This is a genomic window from Cellulosimicrobium sp. CUA-896 (genome assembly GCF_001942335.1).
GTDB lineage: Bacteria > Actinomycetota > Actinomycetes > Actinomycetales > Cellulomonadaceae > Cellulosimicrobium.
The window spans coordinates 97,394-104,872 of sequence record NZ_MKKH01000002.1 but is presented as its reverse complement, the minus strand read 5'-3'; the positions used below and the strand labels follow the sequence as shown (position 1 = coordinate 104,872).

3 protein-coding genes are annotated in these 7,479 nt (G+C 76.2%); 1 reads left to right on the top strand and 2 read right to left on the bottom strand.

Annotation, left to right across the window (positions count from 1 at the left end):
* A partial coding sequence (locus BJF88_RS00940; protein ID WP_139315844.1) for a hypothetical protein occupies positions 1–1,304 on the bottom strand: 1,304 nt, incomplete at its 3' end.
* A gap of 298 nt (positions 1,305–1,602) precedes the next feature.
* Here BJF88_RS00940 and BJF88_RS00935 point away from each other — a divergent pair.
* Positions 1,603–6,216: a LamG-like jellyroll fold domain-containing protein gene (locus BJF88_RS00935; protein ID WP_075827402.1), complete on the top strand. Its 4,614-nt coding sequence runs from the start codon at positions 1,603–1,605 to the stop codon at positions 6,214–6,216.
* Here the strand turns inward: BJF88_RS00935 and BJF88_RS00930 are convergent.
* A complete protein-coding gene (locus tag BJF88_RS00930) occupies positions 6,165–7,436 on the bottom strand; it encodes a GNAT family N-acetyltransferase (RefSeq protein WP_139315843.1) in 1,272 nt (423 codons plus the stop codon). The genes BJF88_RS00935 and BJF88_RS00930 overlap by 52 nt on opposite strands.
* Between the last annotated feature and the right edge of the window lie 43 nt (positions 7,437–7,479).

Below are 7,479 nucleotides of genomic sequence, written 5' to 3'. Positions count from 1 at the left end.
GCCGCCCCGCCTCCGCCGCCGGCGCGCGCGCGCCGCGGTAGGCGCGCCGCGCGAGCTCCGACCCGTGCGGCGAGCTCGCCGGCGCGCGAGGCGCGGGCCGCCGCGACGAGCTCGCTGCGGGCCCGGTCGACGGCCGTCGGCTCGACCGTCGTCAGGCGCAGGGCCGCGACGAACGCGTCGTTGCGGTGCACGCCGCGGTCCGCCGTGCGCGGCACCGTGTAGCCGTGCCCGGACAGGAACCCGTCGAGGACGCGCGCGGCGACGTCGTCGGTGGTGATGTCGTCGGCGAGCGCCGCGGGCAGGTCGAGGTCGCGGGCGAGAGCGCCCAGGCGCGGGACGTAGGCGGGCTTGACCGCAGGCTTCTGCACCTTCGCGTGGTACAGCAGCGAGAACAGGTGGTCGTCGGCCCGGGGGACCGCGAGACCCTCGGGGGTCCAGGTGCGCCGGCGCAGCAGGTCGTCCTGCCAGCGCACGTCGAGGTACCCGTCGCCGACCCAGCGCACGTCGAACGCCACGGGAGCGCCCCCGACGGTCGTGCCGAAGCGCGCGCCGGTGCCGTCGTGGTCCAGCGGGCGCGCGCCGAGCAGCGCCGCGAAGTCGGTCTGGTCGCGGGCGAGGACGTCGATCTCGGGGTCGTCGGCGAGCACGCCCGGCAGACCCTCGAAGTTGCGCAGCACGACGTACTCGCCGGCGCGGCGCAGGAGCGCGGCGAGCTCGTCGAGGTCGGTCCAGCCGGCGTCGCCGACGAGGTCGGCCTCGAGCGTCTCCCGCGCGGGGGAGACGTGGGGGTCGCGCGCGAGGACCTCGTCGAGGCGGTCGGGACCCAGCAGCAGCGTGGTGTCGCGGAAGAACTCGCGCAGGTTGTTGCTCGAGTGGACGGTGTACCCGCCCGCGAGCCGGCGCGCGGCCGCCTTCGCCTGCGCGACGTGCACGTTCGTCGGCTCGACGTACCCGGACACGTTCTGGCGGTAGGCGTACCGCGGCTCGGGGTCCTCCAGCACGAGGAGGAGGAACGGGCCGGCGCCGACCTCGAGGTGCTTCGGCGACGTGCCCCACAGCCCCTGGCCGTAGAGGCGCTCGAAGTTGGTGACCACCCGGTCGGGCGACCAGCGCACCTCGATCTCCGCGAGCACGTGGAAGCGCTCGCGGAGGATGTCGAGGATCTCGGCCTCGCGGTGCCGGGCGCCCGACCAGAGCGCGACCATCTGCAGGTCGCGGTCGTACTGGTGGCGGAACGCGCCGAGGCCGGCGTCCCAGTGCAACGCGTAGTCGCCCGGGGTGAACGTCGTGACGTCCACGTCCACGTCCACGTCCGTGCCCGGTGCCGCGGACCTCCGCGGGGAGTCGGCGGGGGGCCTGGCGACCGTCGCGGTCCGTTGGCGCGCCATGCGGCCTCCTGGGTCGAGGGATGGGTCCCGGCGGACCGGCAGAGATCAAGGTACGGCGGCGGCACGAGCCGCATGAACCTCTCGAGCGGGTGAACTTGGCCTGAACGGCTCCCCTCCGGCGTGTCGGGATGCTTCCATTCTGGGTAGACGGAGCACCGCAGGGGGACTCGCGCCGTCGTCCCCGAGCACCGTCGAGCAGAACCGGACCGTCCGCATGGCACGCACCTCTCCCGCCCACCGGCGCACCGGGCTCCAGCGCATCACCGCGGGTGCGGCGTCCGTCGCGCTCGTGGCCGCGGTCCTCGCGGCGTCGGCCGCCCCGTCGCCGTGGGCCGCCCCCGACGCGGTCGCCGCGCAGCCCGAGGTCGAGGGCGACGTCGCGCGCGAGGCGCGGGCGATCGGCGGCGCGACCGGCCAGGACGTGGCCGCCACGTTCCCGGCCGAGCACCGGGGTCCCGGCCCTGCCTCGCTCGTCGCGCGGTCCCTGTGGTGGCGCTGGACCGCGCCCGCCACCGGGCCGGTGACGTTCTCCACGGCCGGGAGCGAGCTGCCCACGACCCTGGAGGTCCGCGCGGGCACGGCGGACGGCCCGGTCGTGGCCGCGGGCGACGACGACGGCGACCTCGCGACCTCGCGCGTGACGTTCGACGCCGAGGAGGGGCAGGAGTACCTGGTCGAGGTCGGAGCGCAGGACCCGGACGGCGGGCTGCTCACGCTGTCGTGGCAGCCCGAGGCGCCGGCGGCGGACGCGCAGCCCGCGCCGGACGCCGCGCCCGACGCGGCCCCGGAGGCCGGGTCGGAGGCGCTGACGCTCGCGGCGGCGGACGTCCCGATCGCGGGCAACACCGGCGAGAAGCCGCAGTCGAAGGTGTGGCGCGCGCACGGGACCTGGTGGGCCGTGCTCGCGTCGACGTCCACGTCGCCCGTGGGCACCTGGGTGTGGCGCTACGACGCGGGGGCCGCCTCCTGGACGGCGGTGACGCGCATCTCCAGCCGCACGGACGTGCGCGCGGACGTCAAGCCGGTCGGCGACGTGGTGCACGTGCTCCTGCACGGTCCGTCGACGTCGCTCGTGTCGCTGCAGCACGTCGCATCGTCGAACACGTACGCGCCGTGGTCGCAGCGGACCACCGCGACGTCCGTCTCCCTCCCCGGCAGCGAGACGGCGACGATCGACGTCGACTCCACGGGACGGATGTGGCTGGTCGCCGACACGTCGTCGTCCGTGGTCGCGCGCTGGAGCGACGCGCCGTACACGACCTTCTCGTCACCCGTCACGGTCGCGAGCGGCGTCACCGAGGACGACATCGCGCTCGTCACGCGGCTCGGTGGCAACCGGATCGGCGTGCTCTGGTCGAACCAGCAGACCGAGCGTTTCGGGTTCCGCACGCACCAGGACGGCGCGAGCCCGCAGACCTGGACGGCGGACGAGGTGCCGGCCGGGTCGTCGGCGCTGAACCTCGGCGACGGCATGGCGGACGACCACCTCAACGTCGCGCTCGCGTCCGACGGCACGCTCTACGCGGCCGTCAAGACGTCCTACGACACCCCGTCCGCGACGACGATCGCCCTGCTCGTGCGCCGGCCGTCGGGCACGTGGGACCCGCTGCGCGAGGTGGACCGGCGCGGGACGCGCCCGATCGTCCAGATCGACGAGCAGACCGGCATGCTGCGCGTCGTCTACACCGCGAGCGAGCAGCTCGACGACATCCTCGAGAAGGTCGTCCCGCTCGGCGACCTCGACTTCTCCGGCGCCGCGGACGTCGTCCTCGACGGTGCGTACAACAACGCCACCGGGCCGAAGGACCAGGTGCCCGGCGAGACGCTGGTGCTCGCCGCGTCGACGAGCACCGCGGGGACCGCGCGGCTCGCGTGGACGCACCCGGGTGCGCCCGTGGCGTCCGACGGGACCGTCGCGACCACCCGTGGCACGCCCGTGGCGGGCACGCTGACGGCGTCCGGCACCCGCACGGGCGACCGTTTCGAGGTGGTGACCGGGCCGGCGTCGGGCACGGTGCAGGTCACGAACCCCGCCACCGGCGCGTTCGTCTACACGCCCGCCGCCGGCTTCGTCGGCGCCGCGTCGTTCACGTTCCGCGTCGGTGCGGGCACGGTGTGGTCGAACACCGCGCGCGTGAGCGTGGCGGTGACGGACGAGTCCGGCCTGCGCGGACGGTGGGAGCTCGACGAGGGCTCCGGCACGCCCACCGCGGACGCGTCCGGCTGGGGCGGGCAGGGCCGGCTCTCCGGCGGGGCGTCGTGGGTCCCCGGGGTCGCGGGCTCCGCCGTCCGCCTGGACGGGTCGTCCGGCCGGGTGACGGTGCCCGACGGCCCCGCGCTCGACGTCGCGGGCGCGCTCACCGTCTCCGCGTGGGTGCGCCCCGAGCGCGTCGCGACCCAGTACGTGGTCAAGAAGGCCGCGGGGTACGAGACCGACGGGTACGAGATCGGCCTGTCCAGCGGCGGGCGCGCGTTCTTCCGCGTCAACCAGGCCTCGAGCGGCAACGCCCACCGCGCCGAGGCGACGTCGGCGTACCCGAGCGACGGCCGCACCTGGGTGCACCTCGCCGGCGTGTTCGACGGCGACCGCGTGCGCCTGTACGTGAACGGCGTCCAGCAGTCGTCCGTCGCCGGGCCGGACGAGGTCGAGGTCAACGACCTGCCGCTGGTCCTCGGCGGGCAGGCCGACGGCGCGTACCCGCTGCGCGGTGCCGTCGACGGCATCCGGGTCTACGGCCGGGCGCTGTCCGCGGCCGACGTCGCGGCGCTGCACTCCGGCACGACGCCGCCGCCGGCCGCGCCGGTCGCGCTCCCGGGCTCGGCGTCCACCACGTCCGGGACCCCGGTGAGCGGCGTCCTCGGGGCCCAGGTCGCGTCGGGCACGCCCGAGTTCCAGGTCGTCACGGCCCCGACGTCGGGCACGCTCACCCTCACCGGCACCTCCACGGGCACGTACACCTACGCCCCGCGTGCCGGGTTCGTCGGGACGGACTCGTTCACGTTCCGGGTCCGCGCGGGCGGCGGCGCGTGGTCGCAGCCCGCGACCGTGACGCTCGCCGTCGTCGCCGAGGCGGGCCTGCGCGGGTCCTGGTCCCTCGACGAGGGGGCGGGCACGGTCGCAGGCGACGCGTCCGGGCGGGACCTCGACGGCGCGCTGTCGGGCGGGTCCGCCTGGGTCCCGGGGGTCTCCGGCTCGGCCGTGCGGTTCGACGGCGCGACCGGGCGCGTCACGGTGCCCGACGCCGCGGCGCTCGACGTCTCCGCGGCGCTGACCGTCTCGGCGTGGGTGCGGCTCGAGCGCACGGACACGCAGTACGTCGTGAAGAAGGCCGACGGGTACCAGGTGGACGGGTACGAGCTCGCGGTCGCGAGCACCGGCCGGCCGTTCTTCCGCGTGAACCAGGCGAGCGGCGGCAACTCCTACCGGGCGGACGCGTCCACGGCGCTGCCCGCGGACGGGCGCACCTGGGTGCACCTCGCGGGCACGTTCGACGGCGACCGCGTGCGCCTGTTCGTCGACGGCGTCGAGGTGGCATCCGTCGCCGGGCCGTCGAGCGTCGCGACCAACGCCCTCCCGCTCGTCGTCGGCGACCAGCCGGCGGGCGGCTACCCGCTGCGCGGAGCCGTCGACGAGGTGCGGCTCTACGACCGTGCGCTCACGGCCGCGCAGGTCGCGGGTCTGTCCGCGACCGCGGACGCCCAGCCCGGGGCACCGGAGGGCTCCGTCCCGACCGAGCCGGAGCCGACGGACCCGACGACGGAGCCCACCGGTCCCACGGACCCGACCGACCCGCCGGTCGAGCCGACGGACCCGACCGACCCGCCGGTCGAGCCGACGGACCCGGCCGACCCGCCGGTCGAGCCGACGGACCCGGCCGACCCGCCGGTGGAGCCCACAGACCCGACCGACCCGCCCGTCGAGCCGGCCGCTCCGCCGGTCGTGGACGACGCGGCGCTCACGACGACCGCGGGGACAGCCGTGGAGGTGCCGCTCGCGGTCTCGGGAGCGGACGGCGCGGTGCTCGCCGTCGAGGTCGTCGACGAGCCGACCGCTGGGACGACCGAGGTGCTCGACCCGGCGACGCGCACCGTGCGCTACACGCCGGCCGCCGGCGTCGTCGGCACGGACACGTTCACGGTGCGCGCCGGCGCGGACGGCGTGTGGTCGGAACCCGCGACCGTGACGGTGACCGTGCTCCTCGCCGCCGGCGTCCAGGGGTCGTGGGGCCTGGGCGAGCCGTCCGGCACCGCGGTGCTCGACGGCTCCGGCTGGGCGCGCAGCGGCGCGACCTCCGGCGGGGTGACGCGCGTCCCGGGCGTGGTCGGCGGGGCGGTGCGCCTCGACGGCGTCTCGGGCCTCGTGACCGTCCCCGACGCCGACGGGCTCGACCCGCAGGACGGCCTGACCGTCTCCGCGTGGGTGCGGCCCGAGCGGGTGGCGACGCAGTACGTCGTCAAGAAGGCGCAGGGGTACACGGTGGACGGCTACGAGCTCGGGCTCGCGAGCAACGGCCGCGCGTTCTTCCGCCTCGACCAGGCGTCGGCCGGCAACGCCCACCGGGCGGACGCGACCTCCGCGTACCCGGCCGACGGGCAGCGATGGGTGCACCTCGTCGGCACGTTCGACGGCTCGCGGGTGCGCCTCTTCGTCGACGGCGTCGAGCAGGGGTCGGTCCCCGGGCCGGCAGCCGTGGCGGCCAACGACCTGCCGCTGCTCGTCGGCAACGAGCCGGGCGGCGGCTACCCGCTGCGCGGCGCGGTCGACGAGGTCGCCGTCTACGACCGGGCGCTGTCCGCGGGGGAGGTCGCGACGCTCGCGGGACCCTGACCGTCCGGGGCACCGGCGCCGCTGCTCGCAGCGCCCCCTCCGGGCGCCGGTGCACGGCGACCCCGCATCCGTCCCGTGACGTCGCCGGCACGGCGCACGCCGTCGCGCAGCGTCGAGCGTGCCGAGCGCAGCCACGGCACGGACCGGACGAGTGCCCGGTCGATCGCCCCGCGCGGCGCGAGCAGCAGACCGACCAACGTCCGTCGCTGCGGGTAGAGCGCCGTGCTCGCGGCGTTCTTCGGGTGCATGCAGGGGTCGAACAGCTCGACCCGTGGGTCGGCGAGGAGCTGGTCGACCTCGGCGGCGCGCCCGACGACGCCGGGGCTCCACCGCGCGAAGCGCTCGTCGTAGGCGTCCATGACGCCGAAGACGCCCCCGCCGCAGACGAGCTTCACGGACATGTAGACGGTGACGTCACCAGCGCGCAGCACGAAGATCCGGAGCAGCCTGCGGGCGCGGAAGCCCTCCGCGACCTCCGTGAACCACTCGACACCGTGCGGGACGACCCGGAGGGCGCCGCCGCCGGGCGTGGTCCCCTTCCAGCCCGCCGCCTCGAGCTCGACGAAGTCGGCGAGCGCCCGCGGGTCGTCGCCGCGTTCCTCCCCGACGAGCGGCTGCCCGAGCTCCTCCTCGAGCGCTCGCGCGAACCGCCGCAGCTTCCTGCGCCGCGACGTGCTGAGGAGGTCCCGCCAGCTTCCTGGCGCAGCGACCGGTCGTCCCGCGGCGCGCTCGAACCGGTACCGCTCGAGCACGGGCGTCCCGGTGGCCCGCGCAGCGTCGTGGAGCGCGTCGTGCAGCGTGCCGTCACCGGGGAAGAGGGTCAGCTCGAGGAGACCGGGGAACCCGGAGCTCCGCCGGCCGAGGTGACGCAGGAGCGTCGTGAGCACGTCCGTCGTGTCGTGCCGATCGACCAGCGGCGCACACAGGGGAGCGCGACGCGCGAGGAACGGCCCGGCGGTCGTCGCGTACGGGAGGGGGAGCGGGGCGAAGCGGGGTCGGCGGCTCAGCGGCAGGAGAGCGACCATGCGGTCGTCCTCCTCGACCACCACGAGACGGATGTCGCCGGTGTCGTCGAACCACCGGTGCGCCGCCAGGAGGAAGGACGGGTCGAGGAACGGGTTCGGCTCCACGGCGCGGCGTGCGAGGTCGGCCCAGCGCGCGGCGTCGTCCGCGCCCACGTCGGCCAGCCGCAGCGTCCGCACGGTACGTCTCGGTGTCATGGCCCGGTCCTCTCCTCGCGCCCCGTCCCGGCCGGCGCGGCGT

Bases quoted from the DNA above. Each gene is read 5' to 3' on its own strand.
- BJF88_RS00935 (WP_075827402.1), top strand. From the start codon at position 1,603: ATGGCACGCACCTCTCCCGCCCACCGGCGCACCGGGCTCCAGCGCATC.
- BJF88_RS00930 (WP_139315843.1), bottom strand. From the start codon at position 7,436: ATGACACCGAGACGTACCGTGCGGACGCTGCGGCTGGCCGACGTGGGC.